Annotated in this window: 12 protein-coding genes; 2 read left to right on the forward strand and 10 right to left on the reverse strand. The window is 49.5% G+C overall.

Going from position 1 to position 17,313, the window contains the following annotated elements:
• Positions 1-46: 46 nt before the first annotated feature.
• The 9 genes from modC to LVQ79_RS12045 all read right to left on the reverse strand — a co-directional run bounded on the left by modC (position 47) and on the right by LVQ79_RS12045 (position 10,066).
• Entirely contained in the window at positions 47-1,105 is a 1,059-nt protein-coding gene (gene modC, locus LVQ79_RS12005) for a molybdenum ABC transporter ATP-binding protein ModC (RefSeq protein ID WP_232865107.1), read from the reverse strand.
• Positions 1,105-1,797 carry a molybdate ABC transporter permease subunit gene (modB, locus tag LVQ79_RS12010; protein ID WP_232865108.1) on the reverse strand — a complete coding sequence of 231 codons (693 nt, stop codon included), beginning with the start codon at positions 1,795-1,797 and terminating at the stop codon, positions 1,105-1,107. Before modB ends, modC begins: the two co-directional genes overlap by 1 nt.
• Positions 1,794-2,570, reverse strand: coding sequence for a molybdate ABC transporter substrate-binding protein (modA, locus tag LVQ79_RS12015; protein ID WP_232865109.1), 777 nt, complete (start codon positions 2,568-2,570; stop codon positions 1,794-1,796). The genes modB and modA overlap by 4 nt, the downstream gene beginning before the upstream one ends.
• Positions 2,571-2,692: 122 nt before the next feature.
• On the reverse strand, positions 2,693-4,120 hold the full coding sequence (gene mgtE / locus LVQ79_RS12020; protein WP_232865110.1) for a magnesium transporter: 1,428 nt from the start codon (positions 4,118-4,120) through the stop codon (positions 2,693-2,695).
• A gap of 150 nt (positions 4,121-4,270) precedes the next feature.
• On the reverse strand, positions 4,271-5,917 hold the full coding sequence (locus LVQ79_RS12025) for a multidrug ABC transporter permease/ATP-binding protein (protein WP_151992831.1): 1,647 nt from the start codon (positions 5,915-5,917) through the stop codon (positions 4,271-4,273).
• 83 nt (positions 5,918-6,000) lie between these two features.
• Positions 6,001-6,642, reverse strand: coding sequence for a DNA oxidative demethylase AlkB (alkB, locus tag LVQ79_RS12030; RefSeq protein WP_232865111.1), 642 nt, complete (start codon positions 6,640-6,642; stop codon positions 6,001-6,003).
• Positions 6,642-7,712, reverse strand: coding sequence for a bifunctional DNA-binding transcriptional regulator/O6-methylguanine-DNA methyltransferase Ada (ada, locus tag LVQ79_RS12035; RefSeq protein ID WP_232865112.1), 1,071 nt, complete (start codon positions 7,710-7,712; stop codon positions 6,642-6,644). The genes alkB and ada overlap by 1 nt, the downstream gene beginning before the upstream one ends.
• Positions 7,713-7,794: 82 nt before the next feature.
• Complete coding sequence (apbE, locus tag LVQ79_RS12040) at positions 7,795-8,835, reverse strand: FAD:protein FMN transferase ApbE (RefSeq protein ID WP_232865113.1); 1,041 nt, start codon at positions 8,833-8,835, stop codon at positions 7,795-7,797.
• Positions 8,836-8,974: 139 nt separating this feature from the next.
• The gene (locus LVQ79_RS12045) at positions 8,975-10,066 is read right to left on the reverse strand and encodes a porin OmpC (RefSeq protein ID WP_232865114.1); all 1,092 of its coding nucleotides are present in this window, start codon (positions 10,064-10,066) and stop codon (positions 8,975-8,977) included.
• Between the two features lie 862 nt (positions 10,067-10,928).
• Here LVQ79_RS12045 and rcsD point away from each other — a divergent pair.
• Both rcsD and rcsB read left to right on the forward strand, forming a co-directional pair.
• Positions 10,929-13,586, forward strand: a complete 2,658-nt coding sequence (rcsD, locus tag LVQ79_RS12050; protein ID WP_232865115.1) for a phosphotransferase RcsD — start codon at positions 10,929-10,931, stop codon at positions 13,584-13,586.
• Positions 13,587-13,602: 16 nt separating this feature from the next.
• Positions 13,603-14,253 carry a response regulator transcription factor RcsB gene (gene rcsB, locus LVQ79_RS12055; RefSeq protein ID WP_232865116.1) on the forward strand — a complete coding sequence of 217 codons (651 nt, stop codon included), beginning with the start codon at positions 13,603-13,605 and terminating at the stop codon, positions 14,251-14,253.
• A gap of 85 nt (positions 14,254-14,338) precedes the next feature.
• Here rcsB and rcsC read toward each other — a convergent pair whose 3' ends face one another.
• Complete coding sequence (gene rcsC, locus LVQ79_RS12060; protein WP_232865117.1) at positions 14,339-17,185, reverse strand: two-component system sensor histidine kinase RcsC; 2,847 nt, start codon at positions 17,183-17,185, stop codon at positions 14,339-14,341.
• Positions 17,186-17,313: the final 128 nt, after the last annotated feature.

Below are 17,313 nucleotides of genomic sequence, written 5' to 3' on the forward strand. Positions count from 1 at the left end.
TTATGAAAATGGTGGATGACGCTTTCGCTTATCCACCCGACAAAAATCACGCGGTTATCGAAACACTCTTAATTTGTGCGTACAACCACTGGCCCGGCTTAATCATTAACTCATCCCGCGCCCACGGGCTAATTCGCGCCCAAAGTGTTCTTGAACCCACTTCCAACTGCACTTCAACCTGCCCTTCATCGTCGTAGCACTGTGCAACCCTGGCACGTAACACGTTACGAATACTGCTGTTGACCGGCGGCTGGAGAATTAATGAAACATCTGACGCCTGAATGCGAATGCGCAATGTTGACTGCAATGGGCTTTCCAGTTTATTCACCCATAAATGCTGGTCTCCCAGCGCCAGCGCGGTCATCGCGTAATGCGGATGATGTTCTAACACCGTCACTTTCAGCACGCTGCTTTGCTGCTCTTTTGGCAACCATGGGTGCATAACGCTGCTACCCCATACCTCCTCCAGATTGCCAAACGCTTTCACTTCACCGCCATCGAGCACCAGCACTTTATCCGCCAGATGTAGGATCTCTTCCAGCGAGTGGCTGACATATAGCATCGGAATGTTAATTTCACGCGCCAGGCGTTGCAGATACGGCAGCAATTCACGCTTACGCGGGATATCCAGCGAGGCGAGCGGTTCATCCAGCAACAGCAACTCTGGCGACGTCAGCAGAGCGCGGCCAATCGCTACACGCTGTTTTTCCCCACCAGACAAACTCCACGGAAAGCGCTCCAGTAAAGGTTCAATACCCAGTAAAGCGACTAACTTTTCAAACTGCCCGGCGGCGGATCGCGGCATACCGTATTTCAAATTGCCGCGCACACGGTAGTGCGGGAACAGCCGCGCATCCTGGAACACGTAACCGATACGGCGTTTTTCAGGAGCCAGGAAACGCTTGTTTTCAGCATCACTTAACACGCGGTCATTAAGAACGATTCGTCCCTCTTGCGGGCGAGTCAGGCCACTTATCGCGTTAATTAGCGAGGTCTTTCCTGCACCTGAAACGCCAAATACCGCAGTAATCCCCTGCCCCGGCAAGGTTTCGTTAATCGCCAGGCGATGGTCGCCCAACGTCTGAACAAAATTTAGCTCCAGCATTAAAGTGCCCCTATCCGTTTACGGCTCTGGCGCGCTAACCCTTCGGCCACCAGCAAAGACACCAGAGCCAGCACGATAGAAATCACGCACAATCGTGCGGCTGCACTTTCGCCACCGGGCGTTTGAATCAGGGTATACATTGCCGAAGGAATGGTACGGGTTTCACCTGGAATATTGGAAACGAAGGTTATAGTGGCACCGAATTCACCGAGCGAACGCGCAAAAGCCAGCACCGTTCCGGCAATAATGCCAGGTAAAGTCAGAGGGAGCGTAATGGTGCAGAACACTCGCCAGCGCCCGGCACCTAATGTGCGCGCAGCCTGCTCGAGTTTCATATCCACACCTTCGAGCGCAAGGCGAATCGCTCGCACCATCAGCGGGAACGACATTACCGCCGCGGCAAGCACCGCACCACGCCAACTAAACGCGAAGGTGATACCGAAAATATCGTAAATCCAGGCGCCAATCACGCCACGTCGACCCATCGCAATCAGTAATAAGTAACCAACGACTACGGGGGGGAGAACTAATGGGAGATGGATAATACTGTCGAGCAAAGCTTTACCCGGGAACCGGCATCGCACCAGCACCCAGGCAAAGAAGATCCCAAAAGGAAGGCTAAATAGCACCGCAAGGGTAGAGACTTTCAGGCTCAGCAGTACCGCCTGCCATTCGGGATCGGTCAATATCATTTGATAGTCGTAAATCCGTAATGTTGGAAGATAGCGCCCGCTTCCGGTCCTTTCAGATAGGTGTAAAACGCGCTAACTGTTGGGTTGTCGTGGCCTTTCACAATGGCAATTGGGTATTCCACTTTCTTGTGGGAATCTTCCGGGAAGGTGCCCACTACTTTCACGCCTTTGCTGGCAACCGCATCAGAACCATAGACGATACCAAGTGGTGCTTCATCACGTTCAACCAGAGCCAGTGCGCCACGAACATCTTCTGCCGGAGCTAATTTTGGCGATAGGGTATCCCACGCGCCTAACTTTTGCAGCGCTTCTTTAGCGTAAATGCCAGCAGGAACATGGTCAGGATCGCCAACAGCAAGACGGCCACCGTTGAGTAATGAAGCCCAATCAGTTTTCGCATTAATGGCCACATCACCAATTTTACTGGCTTTCGGTGCAACGACCACAAGGCTGTTGCCGAGCAGCGTTTCGCGGGTGTCAGTTTTGATAGCATCTTTGCTTACTGCGTAATCCATCCATTTCTGGTCAGCAGAAATGAATAAATCAGCAGGAGCACCCGCTTCAATCTGGCGCGCAAGCGTTGAAGATGAGGCGAAAGAAGATGCGATTTCAACAGTCTTGCCTTTCTGGTATTGCGTAGCAATATCCTGCATCGCGTTGGTTAAGGATGCCGCGGCGAAAACGGTAATTTTGCTGTTATCGGCAAATGCCTGCCCTGCCATTGTGACGCTCAATGCGGCACCTAATGCCAGACGTACCCATTGCTTAGCCATTTGTTACTCCACTTGGTTTCGTTATGTAGCTCATAATATAACGATGCTAAGGCGGAATTTACAGATCTTATCGGCAATACGGGCGGAAAGTTTACCCACAGGAGAAGTTCAAGTGGCTGTGGCTACAACAAAAATATGGTCGCCAGCCCCAGGAATATAAAGAAACCACCGGTGTCGGTGATAGCGGTAATCAACACGCTTGAACCGACAGCCGGATCTTTGCCCAGACGCATCATGATCATCGGGATCAGCACGCCCATTAGCGATGCCACCAGCAGATTGAGTACCATCGCCAGCGTCATCACGCCGCCCAACGCCATGTCGTCGTAGAGCAGCCATGTCACGCACCCCATTACACCACCCCAGATAATCCCGTTAAATAAGGCAACGCCCAGTTCACGCAACACTAAAAAGGAGAAGTTCCCCGGCTGGATATGTTGCAGCGCCAGCGCCCGCACAATCATGGTGATGGTTTGGTTACCGGTATTACCGCCGATACCTGCAACAATCGGCATCAAAGAAGCCAGTGCCACCAGTTGAGAAATGGTGTGTTCAAACAGACCGATAACGCGTGAGGCGACAAACGCGGTACACAAATTTATTGCCAGCCACGCCCAACGCGCTTTAACCGCTTTACTCACCGGGGCGAACACATCTTCTTCCGCGCTCAGGCCACCCATACGGCGCAAATCGTTGTCGGTTTCTTCGTAAACCACATCAACGATCTCATCAATCGTCAGGCGGCCAATCAGTTTGCCGCTGCTATCGATAACCGCCGCACTGACTAAGTCATCACGTTCAAAGGTACGCGCGGCAACTTCGTCGTTGTCTTCGGGAGCAAAGCAGGTTGGATTGTCATCCATCACGCTCATGACCAACGTCTGCGGAGCATGCAGCAAAATGGTGGTCAAACCCAGTTCGCCAATCAGTGTTTTATCGCGCGTGGTAACAAAAACTTTGTCGGTGTTTTGCGGCACTTTGCCGCGCAAACGCAGGAAACGTTGCACCACGGCGAGCGTGACATCTGCCCGCACGGTGATCACCTCGAAATCCATAATCGCGCCAACACTGTGCTTTTCGTAGTGCAGCACTTGCCTGACACGGGCGCGTTGTTCCTGCGGCATGCTCGCCAGCAACCGCCCCATCAAGTCGCGAGGCAGATATTGCGCAAGGTAAATTTGGTCGTCTATATCCAACGGGCGAATGATATTGAGCAGCGCTTTATCGCTCATCCCTTCAATCAGGTCATCCCAAACAGTTTCCGAGGCTTCAATTAATATCTTGCCGCGCTGATCGTCTTTGATCAGACGCCATAACGCATGGCGCTCTTCCGTCGGAAGAGCTTCCAGTACGTCAGCAAGATCGGCCGCGGGCAGTCTTGCCACAAGCGTGGCTACCTCTGAAATATCCTGTTCGGGAGTATGAGCATCAGGTTGTGGCAACCTGCCCAGAATGCCTGTGGCAACAGCTTTATTGGTTAATAGAATTTGTAGGATGCGGGCTCGGTCTTGCGCACGTTGTTTAGTGCTGTACTTTGGAGTGACAGACATCTGGCAGTTTTCCCTGAGAACGACGAGCTAAGTTATAGCCTGTCGGGCCGAAGATAACCAGATTTTGTAGGGTGGATAAGCGGCTAGCCTCATCCACCATTGTGGTCGGTAATGTCGGGGGCGCTGCGCTTGCCCGACCTACGAAGAAGATTAGCTTCCGGTTCTCGCGACGGCATCTCTTGAGGCATGCTCGCGCTCATGGCCGGTTAACTCACTGAGTTGCCCGTGGCGCATTTCCAATAACCGGTCGGCATGAATAAAGTAGTGATCGTCATGACTGATGGCAAAAATGGTTTTGCCCATTTGCTGCATTAGCGGCAACAGGGTCTGGTAGAACTCGCGGCGGAAATGCGGGTCCTGGTCGGCGGCCCATTCATCTAACAAGATAATGTCGCGCTCTTCCGCTAATGCCAGTAGTAAAGCGACGCGTTTTTTCTGCCCTTTCGACAGTTTCAGATTGAGAATAGTGCCGTTTTCCAACTCCAGCTTGTCGCTCATTTTCAGGCGTTCAAGCCATTGAGCAACCAACTCTGGGTTAGCCTGTTCACCCTGCGGCCCGAGCAGGCGGTCAAACAACCAGACATCGGTAAACACCGCAGAAAACAGCTTGCGATAATCGTCCTGATTACTGGCATCAATCTTTTTACCATCCAGATAAATTGCGCCAGATACCGGCTGGTAAAGCCCGGTCAGCAGCATCGCCATGGTGGATTTTCCGCTACCGTTGCCGCCAATAAGGAACAGCAATTCGCCACGTTCAATTTTGAGATTCAGCGGCCCAACGGAGAAGCTGTTGTCACCGTACTGGAACACCACATCGCGCATTTCGAGGGTTTGCCAGTGGGCAGGTTCAAGGCTTCGCGGGAATTCGGCATCGTACGGTGCAAGATGGAATTTGTTCAGCTTGTTGAATGCCACCTGAGCGGTAAGCAACGTCGGTAATGCGCCAATCGCCGACAACATCGGCGTGCGTAAGAACAATAATGTCAGAGAAAACGTGGCGGCAACGTTGGTATCAGACCAACCGAGGCTATTCGCCATCCAGAACACCAGGCCAATCACGCCGAGCATCATAATATTCGACCAGTTCACCGCACTCAGATGGTAGGTATCCGCGCGAATAATATGGCTGCGATAATCGTTAGCATGAGGAATATAGGTGTCTTCATAGACGCGTTCAGCACGTTCGCGGTTTAACGCCAGTTCTTTGCGCCCTTCAATCACGGTCTGGTAATCGTTGTAAAGCTGGTCTTCAATTTCACGCAACTGCGCCAGATGCTTGTAAACTCGCGCCACCAGCACGTAGCCGCCATAGATGGTTATCGCGACCCAAATCGCCGTCACACCGAGCATTTTTGGCGACAACCACGCCAGATATGCCGCTGAACCAAAGGTCAGAATAATGCCCTGCACCAATTCCGGCAGGCGCACAAAGGCAATGGTAATGTTGCGCACGTCACTGGTTAAACCCGCCAGCAGTGCCGCATTGCCCAGTTGTTCAACCCGTTCAACGTGCGTATCCATCAGGCGTTTAATAAATTCACTGCGCAGACGGAATACAAAGTGGTGGCCAAGTGTGGTCAACGCCAGCTGTGAACCTAATGTCACTGCCATTAATAGCAGTAATAAGCCAAGAAATTCTGGTAGCACCGATAGGGAGAGATCGGGCGTTTCAATCAGCCGCAAATTAATAAAGGCAATTAAGCCGATACCTAACGCCGCACTGAGCAGGCTTAATGCCATTACTGTCAAGAAAGGCCAGCGATACTGCCGGTAAACCACACGTAAAAGTTCCATCACTCACTACCCAAAATCGAAAACAGCGAGCAGTTTAAACGGCAATTACTGTACAGCAAGAATAATTCTTATTTATATTCGTGTTAACGGGTGTGCCGGAAAGTGAGATTGTAGCGAAACTCGTCAGTAGCAGGATGATGGCCCGGTTTAAGCGGTAAAATACCATGATAAAACAGCCTTGACGGCCCGCCCCAAACCACGATATCACCATGTTCAAGCATCACTCTTTTCAGCGGGTCATTGCGCTTAAGCCCACCAAACTGAAACACGGCGGGTAACCCAAGCGACACCGAAACAATTGGCTGTTGTAGATTTAGCTCATCTTTATCCTGATGGAGTGAAAGCTTAGCGCCCGGTGCATAGCGGTTAATCAGACAGGCATCAGGATTAAAATCAGGATACCCCGCAGCCTTTGAGGCGGCATCGGATAACTGGCGAAAAACAGTCGGTATCGCGGGCCAGTGTTGTGAGGTCAGCGGGTCAATCGGGGAATAGAGGTAGCCGTGAGCGTTAGTGGTCCAGCCGACTTCGCCGCAGTTGGTCATCGCCACCGACATCGTGTAACCGCCTGGCGTGACCATCTGGCGAAATGGGGAAAGTGCGGCAACCTCCTCAATTTGCGCGATAAGCAGCCGTGCATCAGCACAGGCAAAGCGACGCAAAATAACTGCGCCATCAGCCAACGGCTCTAGCCACGGTGCTTCATCGGCAAATAAATCGAGCATCACTCCCCCTGCTGTTGGGCTTCAATCTTAAGAAGTAGGCGCTTACGCTTAACACCCCAACGGTAGCCAGAAAGCGCACCGTCATTACGCACAACACGGTGGCATGGAATAATGACCGCCAGTTTATTTGCGGCGCATGCTCCGGCCACTGCACGTACTGCCTGCGGCTTGCCGATACGTTCAGCAATGTCACGATAGCTTGCAGTCTGCCCGGTAGGAATCTCACGCAATGCCTGCCAGACTTGCTGCTGAAATGCGGTGCCCTGAATATCCAACGGCAAATCAAACTGCTTGCCCGGTCTCTCCAGTAAACTCACCACCTGGGCGACATTTTGCACAAAGAGTTCGTCACCGGCCATTAATGCAGAGTGCGGGAACAGCGTTTCCAATTCGGCAATCAGCGTTTTGGCATCGTTACCTAACAGTATGGCGCAAATACCTCGTTCACTCTGCGCTGCCAGAAACATCCCCAAACGACAGGACCCCACCACAAATTGAATCACGGTGCGTTCCCCTCCCTGCCTGTATTGCTTCGCCGTCATCCCTAAGACTTTATCCGCCTGCTGGTAGTAGTTGCTTCCTGACTGAAAACCGGCGTCGAAAACAGCCCGTGTGACAGGCTCACCCTGAGCCAACTGCGCACGTAACCGTTTCGCCCGCAACGCCTTTTGCCACGCGTGAGGCGTTAGCCCAGTGACTTGTTTAAACAGACGATGAAAATGGAACGGGCTCATTGCCACTTGCGAAGCCAGGTCGGCAAGAACGATTGACTCGTTGCTGGCTTCAAGAATTCGGCAGGCCTGCGTGATGCGGTCAATACGTTGTTGCTCAGGCGCTTGTTTGTCTGGCTGGCAACGTTTGCACGGGCGAAAACCAGCATCAACGGCGGCGTCAACGTTTTCAAAGAACAGCACATTTTTGCGTAACGGATGGCGCGCGCTGCAAGAAGGACGGCAGCAGATCCCGGTAGTTTTCACCGCAAAGACAAACTGCCCATCAGCGCGACTATCACGGGTTTCCACAGCCTGCCAGCGGCTTTCATCGTTGGCTTTATCAAAAAAATGATTCATGACTGGCTCCTGTATTTTGCTGTCATGATATGACTTTGACAGTTTTAGGACGCTGGGAAACCCGCAATCTTGCTTTCTAATTTTACTCGCTAAGTAAGAAGGTTTTAAACTGAGGCGACATCCAGGTGGTAAAACTATCGCCCTCTTTAGTGATTAAATAAACCGCCAGCCCCTCTTTTTCTGCCACCTGTTTGGCTTTTTCAGTTCCAAGCACCATCAAACCGGTATCCCAGCCATCGGCTTCCATTGCCGTTGGTGAAATCACTGTCGCGGAAACTAATTTATGCTGAATCGGTTGGCCTGTTTGTGGGTCAATCACATGAGACAAACGCTTGCCATCCAGTTCGTAATAATTGCGATAGCTGCCGGAGGTGCTTATCCCGTGCCCATTGAGATCAACCACCGCCTGTACAGCATTTTCACGATCGGTAGGTTTCTGAATCGCCACTCGCCAGGCTTTACCATCAGGATTAGTCCCTCGCGTTACCACTGCGCCACCCACGGAAACCAAATAGCGGCTGATGCCATTTTGTTCCATTAAACGCGCCAGATGATCGGCAGCATAACCCTCACCCATCGTGGAGAGATCAACATACAAACCCACAAGATCTTTCTGTAACCACTGTTTCCCGGCCTGGTTTATCACCGTGAGATGATGCAACCCGGTCAGCGCTTTCGCAGCATCAATTTGTGCCTGATCAGGCGTTTTTATCGGTTGTTTATCTGGGCCAAATCCCCACAGATTCACCAGCGGCCCGACGGTAATATCCATCGCGCCATCGGTCTTCGCGCCAATGCGCAAAGCCATAGTCACAATATCGCTCATTGCTTCAGCGACGGGATAAGGTTCCGTCGTAGAGGACTGATTAAAGCGCGATAAGGCAGAATCTTTTTTGTAGGTCGACAACAGGCGGTCGTCACCATCTAGCTGCGCCTGAATTTTTTCCCGCAGCTCAGTCTGTCTTGCATTGTCCACACCCGCGAGACTTGCACGCCAGTATGTCCCCATGGTTTTGCCTTCCAGCACCATGCCAGTATTACTTTTTGCTGCTGGGTTATCACAGCCTGCCAAAGCACCCAAAACTATGGCAAACAGGCCATAGCGTAATAATCGTAAGTCCATTGTTTCTCTCTCCTGTTTGAGCGCAAAAGGGTACACCAACTGGCAAAGAATTGGATTAAAAGTGAAGGATTGTTGAGAGTCCAGACGTAAAAAAGGCGCCCTAAGGCGCCTTTTACAACGAACACTGCAAAAGCAGGAATTAGAACTGGTAAACCAGACCAACACCTACGATGTCATCGGTACCGACGCCAGCGTTACGAGTGAATTCGTTTTCGTCCAGCAGGTTGATTTTGTAATCAACGTAGGTGGACATGTTTTTGTTGAAGTAGTAAGTCGCGCCAACATCAACATATTTAACCAGATCCTGGTCGCCGTAACCTTCGATGTCTTTACCTTTGGACTGCAGGTAAGCAACGGAAGGACGCAGACCGAAGTCGAACTGGTACTGAGCGACAACTTCGAAGTTCTGTGCTTTGTTAGCAAAGCCCAGGTCACCCGCGCGAGTTGCGTTGTAAGTCTGGGTGTACTGAGTTGCCAGATAGATGTTGTTAGCGTCATATTTCAGACCGCCGGTGTAAGTTTCAGCGCGATCGCCTTCACCTACAGCCATGTTGTTCTGGTCAGTAGTACGCTTGGAGCTAGAGATAGCTGAACCCAGGCTGAAACCTTCACCCAGATCGTAAGTTAAGGAACCGCCGAAGCCGTCACCGTTCTGTTTCAGAGCGCCACGACCGTTCTGAGTAGAACCTTCGCCAGAAACGCTGCCGTTTTTACCCTGGTATTGCAGAGCAAAGTTCAGGCCGTCAACCAGACCGAAGAAGTCGGTGTTACGGTAAGTTGCAACACCGTTTGCACGTGATTGCAGGAAGTTATCAGAACCGTAAGTGTCGCCGCCAAATTCTGGCAGAACGTCGGTCCATGAAGTTACGTCGTAGACAACGCCGTAGTTACGACCGTAGTCGAATGAACCGTAGTCAGCAAAACGCAAACCTGCGAATGCCAGACGAGTCCACGCCTGATCGCTGCTGCCTTCAACGTTGTTAGCCTGAACGTTGTATTCCCACTGGCCATAACCGGTCAGTTGGTCGTTAATCTGAGTTTCGCCTTTAATGCCAAGACGGAAGTAAGTCTGGTCACCGTCAACGCCTTTGTCGTCGGAGAAGTAATGTAAACCATCTACTTTACCGTACAGATCTAATTTGTTGCCGTCTTTGTTATAAATTTCGGCCGCATGAGCGGTGCCTGCTACCAGCAATGCTGGAACCAGGAGGGACAGTACTTTAACTTTCATGTTATTAACCCTCTGTTATATGCCTTTTTATATGCCACTGCTTACTGATTAATTCTCTAATCAGTCGGCTAACCCATTGTCCAAAACAAATACAGATTAATCCAATCCGAATATGATACTAAAACCATAGAGATGTTTCATTTATCCACATACGTGTTTCAAAATGTAAATTCAATGGAACTTTTTTCCGCACAAAAAGATAATAATATAAGCACTAATCGTCAAAAAAAATAAAATAACCATTAAAATCAATAGTTAAAATTATATCACCCTCTGTAGCACTGAATGATAAAACACGCTCATTATTTATATATAAAATAACTCCCGCTATCATCATTAACTTTATTTATTACCGTCATTCAGCTTTGAATGTCTGTTTACCCCAATTTGGACCGGATGCTTGCATCCGGTTTTTTTTACGTTTCTTTACGTAACTTTAATCATTTTGTGCTATCCCCTTCAAAAAATAACGTCTATTAACAAATTACCGCTTCGCTTACAGATAAATCTCACCTCTCATGCGGGAACTTTCTAAAAAAAGAAAACCTAAATAGACAATCATTTCATATTAAATAATTGTACAAGTGAAACTATTTTGTACAAAAATACCGCGAAAAGTTGATTAAAATACACTCCGCTCAATGACGTTATTTCAGCTAATTATCAACAGCCTGGAAATGTCACGATTTCGAATTATACTCGTTGAGTTTTAAGACACAGACGATGACGCCAACGCCTGTTGCAGGTATTCTTGATCTGGATATGTTGGTTTACTTACTAACAGCTATAACGCCTGCTGGCTTGCCTTGCAGAGCAGTGGATTTTTTTAAGTGGCGAATGCTCGCCGGGTTGCGCGCTAACAATGAGTCAGTCAGACCGTATGATCCCTAATAAATTTTCGCTTATTCCCGGTAATATCACTCGCTTCTTCCTGCTATTGATAGTCGTGCTACTGGTTGCCATGGGTGTCATGGTGCAAAGTGCCGTCAACACCTGGCTCAAGGATAAAAGCTATCAGATTGTCGACATCACCCATGCACTTCACAAAAGGGTTGAGACCTATCGTTACGCAACCTGGCAGATATATGACAACATCGCCGTCTCAACGGCGCCAGCAAGCGACGGCCTGCAAGAAACGCGTCTACGCCAGGATGTGTATTATTTAGAAAAGCCACGTCGTAAAACCGAAGCCCTGATTTTTGGCTCACACGACAGCTCAACACTGGATATGACACAACGTATCTCTACTTATCTTGATACGTTGTGGGGTGCTGAAAACAACCCATGGTCGATGTACTATTTAAATGGCCAGGATAACAGCATGATCCTGGTTTCCACCCTTCCACTTAAAGATCTTTCTTCCGGTCTTAAAGAAAGCGGCGTCAGTTCAATAGTCGATTCACGCCGAGCTGAAATGCTTCAGCAAGCAAACGCACTTGATGAGCGTGAAAGCTTCTCTCAACTACGCCACCTGGCATGGCAAAACGGTTATTACTTTACCCTGCGAACAACCTTTAACCAGCCAGGCCACCTGGCAACGGTCGTAGCGTTTGATTTACCCATCAACGATTTGATCCCACCGGGGATGTCACTTGACAACTTCCGTCTGGAAAATAACGACGCTCCAATGGCGGCTAACGGCATAGAAAAAGAAGATCCGGATAGCATCTCCATTAATTTTAATGGCGCGAAAATTGAAATAGCGTCCCCGCTTGCTACAACCCATATGCGGCTGGTCTGGCAGGTTCCGCTCGGCACTCTGCTGATGGACACCTTGCAGAATATTATCTTACCTCTGCTACTCAATATTGGCCTGCTGGCACTGGCGCTCTTCGGCTTCACCACTTTCCGCCAACAGGCAGCACGTCCTGCAGAGGTACAAAACGGCAACGGCGAATTGCAAATTTTACGTGCACTTAACGAAGAGATTGTCTCGCAATTGCCGCTGGGCCTGTTGGTACATGACCTGGATTCAAATCGCACAGTCATCAGCAATAAAATTGCCGATCATTTGTTGCCACACCTTAATCTGCAAAACATCATTGCGATGGCCGATCAGCATCAAGGTGTTATTCAGGCAACTATCAATAATGAATTGTATGAGATTCGCCAGTTTCGCAGCCAGATTGCACCACGCACGCAGATATTTGTGATTCGCGATCAGGACCGCGAAATTCTGGTTAACAAAAAGCTCAAGCAAGCTCAGCGTTTATACGAAAAAAACCAGCAGGGACGAATTACGTTCATGCAGCACATTGGGGAAGCGCTACAGCAACCGGTGAAAAATATCGCCGAACACGCCAGCGCACTAGATACTCCAGAGGCGCATGCAGTTGCCAATGAAGCCCAAAGCATTGTGCGCCTGGTGGATGAGATTCAGTTGCTGAACATGCTGGAAACCGATACATGGAAAACGAATGCAACGCTGTTCGCAATCCAGCCATTGATTGATGAAGTTGCACTTGAGATGTTGCCGATCATCAAACGTAAAGGCTTGCAACTGCTAATCAACAACCATCTGGCGGCAGATGAAGAGCGTCATGGCGACCGGGAAGCGCTTCGCAAAGTGCTCCAGTTATTGCTGCATTATTCAGTAACGACTACCCAAATTGGCAAAATCACCCTGGATATTACTGAAGAAGAGTCCGGGCCGGACCGTCTACTATTCCGTATTTTGGATACTGGTGAAGGCATCAGTAGTGGTGAAGTCGATAATCTCCACTTCCCTTTCCTCAACGAAACCAGTGAAGATCGTTACGGGCGTGCTAATGGATTAACATTCTATTTATGCGATCAGCTTTCACGCAAACTCGGCGGGCATCTGAATATCAAGACCCGTGAGGAAATTGGTACACGTTACAATTTGCATATCAGAATGACAGCCGAACCGCAGCAGGAAGTGCAGGAAGAGAAACTGCTCGATGATGTGGTGGCGATGATTGATATCACCTCCAATGAAGTCCGAAATATTGTCACCCGCCTGCTGGAAAACTGGGGCGCGCAGTGCATCACTCCGGATGAAAGACTGGCAAGTCAAGAGTTTGATATCTTCCTGACAGATAATCCGTCTAATCTTACATCTTCGGGTTTGCTTTTAAGCGATGATGAGAACGGAATGCGGAAGCTAGGCCCAGGCCAGTTCCGAGTTAACTTTAATATCAGTAATGCCATGCAGGATGCGGTGCTGCAGCTGATAGAAGAGCAACTGGCGCAAGAAGGTATTTCGGAATCACCATTGGGTGGCGATGAAAATGCACAACTTCATGCCAGCGGCTATTACGCGCTGTTTGTCGACACAGTACCGGAAGATGTTAGGAGATTGTATACTGAATCAGCGGCGCACGATTTCGCAGCATTAGCGCAAACAGCTCACCGTTTGAAGGGAGTGTTTGCAATGCTCAATCTGGTACCCGGCAAGCAGTTATGTGAAACGTTAGAGCATCACATTCGTGAAAGTGATGCTACCAACATACAAAAATATACCAGCGATATTGACGCTTACGTCAAGAGTTTGCTGTAGCAAGGTAGCCTATTACATGAACACTATGAACGTAATTATTGCCGACGACCATCCGATTGTCCTGTTCGGCATTCGTAAATCACTCGAGCAGATCGAGTGGGTGAATGTTGTCGGTGAATTTGAAGATTCCACAGCGCTTATCAATAACCTGCCAAAACTAGATGCTCATGTTTTGATAACCGATCTCTCAATGCCTGGCGACAAATATGGCGACGGCATTACGCTTATCAAATACATCAAGCGTCACTTCCCTAGCATTTCTATCATCGTTCTGACGATGAATAACAACCCAGCTATTTTGAGCGCGGTGTTAGAACTGGATATCGAAGGAATTGTGCTCAAGCAAGGCGCGCCAACTGATTTACCAAAAGCGCTGGCAGCACTGCAGAAAGGCAAAAAATTCACACCGGAAAGCGTATCTCGTCTGCTGGAAAAAATCAGCGCGGGTGGTTACGGTGACAAGCGTTTGTCTCCAAAAGAGAGCGAAGTTTTACGTCTGTTCGCCGAAGGTTTCCTGGTGACTGAGATTGCCCGCAAACTGAACCGCAGCATCAAAACCATCAGTAGCCAGAAGAAATCAGCAATGATGAAACTGGGTGTGGAAAATGACATTGCGTTGTTGAACTATCTTTCGTCGGTAAGTCTGTCCCCGGCCGACAAAGAATAAATCAATGTCGGATGACGCTGCGCTTATCCGACCTACAAGAAAGCAATCGTAGGGTGGATTAGCGTAAGCGACATCCACCATTTTTTTATCTGCCGCTACGCACCCTTGCGGCATAAAGATCGACCGTCGTTTTCAGGATATCCAGCGTTACTGGCTTAGACAGGCAGCTATCCATTCCCGACTCAATACACCGTTGTTTCTCTTCTGCCAGCGCATTTGCCGTCACCCCCACCACAGGCAAAGTCAAACCGAGCTGACGAATCCGTTGTGTCAGGCGATAACCATCCATATTCGGCATGTTCACGTCGCTCAGCACAATATCAATGTGATTTTTACTCAACACATTCAGTGCATCGACACCGTCGTTCGCCGTTTTACATTGATAGCCCAACGATCCCAACTGATCTGCCAGCAAACGTCGGTTGATAGGGTGATCGTCAACGACGAGGATCATCATGTCATCGTTTCGTTCGTTGTTGTCGGAAGGTGCAGGCGATGCAGAATCAGCCCCCGGCACATTCACCGTAACGCTGTAAATACGGCCCAGCAGCAGCATGAGATCATGAGGTGCCGCAAGGCTATGTAACCAGCAACCAGGTGATGTTTCGATTGGAATACCGATATGACGACGGCAGAAAATAATCGCTGCACGTCCTTCCCAGTCTTTTTCCAGTTCATCATCAGTTATCAATATATCGTCGTTATCAGGCCGTTGGCCCTGATACTGCCGAACTTCGATTTGGTTACGAGCAAGCACGGACTCGAGATATTTACTCAGCGAAGCATTACGCACCGCCAGCCAGCAGCGTTTATTAACCAACCCTTCAACATGGGATTGCTCGGCGTATTTTGCAGCATATAAAGGAATACGGATCGTAAACTGGCTGCCCATCCCCACTTCGGTATCTACGGCAATATCGCCATCCATCATGCTAATGAGCTTCTCGCAGATAGCCAGCCCGAGCCCTGTACCCTGGAAGTTGTGCTGTACGCCTGTGCCCACCTGGAAGAATGGGTCAAATAAGCGCGTAACTTCTTTAGCCGGGATGCCCACGCCGGTATCACGCACACGCCAGGAGAGGTAGTCCCCTTCGACACTGACATGCAAAACAATGCAGCCAATATCGGTAAATTTGATGGCGTTACTGAGCAAGTTAGAAATGACCTGCTGCAAACGCATCGGGTCACCTTGCAACGTCAGCGGCACATCCGGTTCGATAAAACAGTACAGTCCGAGTTGTTTACGCACCACCAGCGGCAGGTAGTTTGCGGTGATATGGCTCATCACTTCGCGTGGTGAGAACTCATGCGGCTCTATTTTTAACTGCTCGGATTCAATTTTTGAGAAGTCGAGAATATCGCTGATGATTTTCAGCAACAGGCTCGATGAGTTGTTCATCGCCGTCACCAGGCGATCTACCCCTTTCGGTAGTTCTTTAGTCTGCAATAAATCCAGGTTACCAATGATGCCATATAGCGGTGTGCGCAGTTCATGGCTCACGGTGGCTAAGAACATAGATTTTGACTGGCTCGCCTGCTCTGAGGCTTGTGCCATTTCCTGGAGCGACTCTTCCATCTTGACGCGCGCGCTGACATCCACCAGCACACAAATCGCCACGTTTTCATTTCGGTAACGCGAATGGACAAAGCTAATCTGCAAGTTGGTATGGCTACTGGTCAGCACATCGACAAAGTTAACCTGCTGGCCACAGATAATTTGCGTTAACCGCTGTCGGTCTTCATGGGTGAGCATGTTGAGATAATTGTGCGCCAACTCGTTACTCAGAATATTGGTGCCATCCTGAGTGCGCAAAATACAGATACCGACCGGCGCTGAGGCGACAATTTTACGGTTGAACTGCTCGTGCTCTTCGAGGCGCAGGGCATCATTTTCTGCTGGAATAAAGATCCGTTTTTCATACATCCGTGCCAGAGTAAACAGCACGACCCCAACCAGGATATTCAGCAGAACCGCATTGAGAATCAGCATGCGAATGCGTTCCAGCACCATATCCACAGGTACGGAGTACACCACGCTCATCGATGATGGCGGCAGGTTTTTCTTGAGAATAAATTGCTTAAATCCGGAGGTATAGCCAAACCACGAACGCTCCTGAAGCCATTTTTCATCAGGCTGAAAATTTGCTCCCGGGCCAGTCAGTGAAATCAACGGACGGCTATTTTCATCGAGAATCGTCACGCCAACTGGCATTGAACCTGGTGAAAGGAAGTTCTCCATACGAATGGTTTGCTCAACACCTAACAGAGCCTGCAAGCGGTTAGCCAGATACACCGGCGTAAGAGTATAGAAATACCCGACTCCTGGACGTGACCCCTGACCAATCCAGTAAATACTATTACTGCGCTCATCTTGTGGTGCATTGCGGTATTTCATGATGCGTTCATGCAGCGTTTTTAACGCTTTTTCACGCTCAAGGGGCATTTCCCGCAGGCCGAAATCCGCCATGCACAGATTGTCACCGCCAATTAAAAAGACGCGATTGAGATCGTAGGCCGCCGAGAAATTGTCTCGCCAATAGCGTAAGAACCACGCCAGGGATTGCAAAGATGAACGCCAGGTTGAGCTGACAGCTGAACAGTCAGAGTCCGGGAACAACGGCATGAAACTCGGTGGGTCGACTCTGTTGTCATCATTTTCCACGGACGGCAACACGCCATTAGCGGCGGTCAGGCGATTTTCCGCAATGTACTTGAGCTCTTTCACCACATCAGACGTACGCTGGATATAACGCTGCGCCTGGTCAAAGCTGATATTAAATTCCTGGCGAATTTCTGACTCTTTTTCGTGTAGGGCATTCATGATGTAGAACACCGAAAAGAGCGCAATCAGCAGCCAAAGCAATAAAGCCAGTGCCCGAAACAGGTAGCGGGAGACTTTTAGTGTGGTGCGAAAGGAGACAAGATATTTCAAATTGAGCCTGGTCGTGGAAATAGCAAAACTTTAGATGCCGTTAAGGTAGCCGCAAAAATGGCAGCCCGCAACGGCAAAGGGAACGATCACTGTGTGATAGTTTGACAGCCGATCCGGACTTACTCATA

The sequence above is a fragment of the Buttiauxella cochleicola genome (assembly GCF_021282405.1).
Lineage (GTDB): Bacteria > Pseudomonadota > Gammaproteobacteria > Enterobacterales > Enterobacteriaceae > Buttiauxella > Buttiauxella massiliensis.

Bases quoted from the DNA above. Each gene is read 5' to 3' on its own strand.
- mgtE (WP_232865110.1), bottom strand. From the start codon at position 4,120: ATGTCTGTCACTCCAAAGTACAGCACTAAACAACGTGCGCAAGACCGA.
- apbE (WP_232865113.1), bottom strand. From the start codon at position 8,835: ATGGACTTACGATTATTACGCTATGGCCTGTTTGCCATAGTTTTGGGT.
- modB (WP_232865108.1), bottom strand. From the start codon at position 1,797: ATGATATTGACCGATCCCGAATGGCAGGCGGTACTGCTGAGCCTGAAA.
- alkB (WP_232865111.1), bottom strand. From the start codon at position 6,642: ATGCTCGATTTATTTGCCGATGAAGCACCGTGGCTAGAGCCGTTGGCT.
- modC (WP_232865107.1), bottom strand. From the start codon at position 1,105: ATGCTGGAGCTAAATTTTGTTCAGACGTTGGGCGACCATCGCCTGGCG.
- LVQ79_RS12045 (WP_232865114.1), bottom strand. From the start codon at position 10,066: ATGAAAGTTAAAGTACTGTCCCTCCTGGTTCCAGCATTGCTGGTAGCA.
- ada (WP_232865112.1), bottom strand. From the start codon at position 7,712: ATGAATCATTTTTTTGATAAAGCCAACGATGAAAGCCGCTGGCAGGCT.
- rcsB (WP_232865116.1), top strand. From the start codon at position 13,603: ATGAACACTATGAACGTAATTATTGCCGACGACCATCCGATTGTCCTG.
- LVQ79_RS12025 (WP_151992831.1), bottom strand. From the start codon at position 5,917: ATGGAACTTTTACGTGTGGTTTACCGGCAGTATCGCTGGCCTTTCTTG.
- modA (WP_232865109.1), bottom strand. From the start codon at position 2,570: ATGGCTAAGCAATGGGTACGTCTGGCATTAGGTGCCGCATTGAGCGTC.
- rcsD (WP_232865115.1), top strand. From the start codon at position 10,929: ATGAGTCAGTCAGACCGTATGATCCCTAATAAATTTTCGCTTATTCCC.